General features: G+C 66.6%; 2 protein-coding genes. Both read right to left on the bottom strand.

The window, feature by feature from the left end; genetic code table 11:
* Positions 1–249, bottom strand: a 249-nt coding sequence (locus JCM25156_RS31860; protein WP_242402768.1) for a hypothetical protein, incomplete at its 3' end; no start/stop codon positions are given.
* On the bottom strand, positions 198–583 hold a 386-nt coding region (locus JCM25156_RS26690; protein WP_242402767.1), incomplete at its 5' end, for a hypothetical protein. The genes JCM25156_RS26690 and JCM25156_RS31860, both read right to left, overlap by 52 nt.

The following is a 583-nucleotide window of genomic DNA, read 5'->3' as shown; positions in this document are numbered from 1 at the left end:
CGCGAGGGCAAGCCGCGTGTCGTCACGCGCGCCGTTCAGGTCCAGCGAGAGATCCAGCGGCGCGAGCGCGTCAAGCCCGCTCAGCACGGCGACAAACCCGTCCGCCCCTTCATGCGCGCGCAGGGCGGCGAAGACGTTTTTCTGGTCCAGCCGCAGGGTCAGGTCGGCATGGCCGGGATGATCCAGCCGGGCAAGGTTCAGGGCAATATCGGCAGGCGGCAGGGTGGCGATGGAAAAATCGTCAAGCACCGGCGCGATGTCATCCAGCCGCGCATGGCCGCCCAGGCTGAAAACCGCCGGAACGCGGGCGATGGCGCGCCCACCTCGATACGCGCCACATGCGCCGCGCGGATGTCCACGGCCATATGGATGCTGCCGCCGGATTGTTTTTCCGGCTTTTTGGGGTGGGCGGGGTCATCCTCGCTCAGGCGCGGAATGGACAGCCGCGCCATGGACAGGTTGTTGATGACCGCATGCCGGGTCAGCAGCCGCAGGGGCGACCAGTCCAGTTGCAGGTCATCAATCGAAAGCCATGCCCCGCGATAGTCATCCAGTTCCAGATGCCGGACACGCAGCGCATCGG

The sequence above is a fragment of the Komagataeibacter kakiaceti JCM 25156 genome (genome assembly GCF_000613305.1).
Note: the sequence above shows the minus strand (reverse complement) of the source record. Positions and strands in the feature narration are given on the sequence as shown.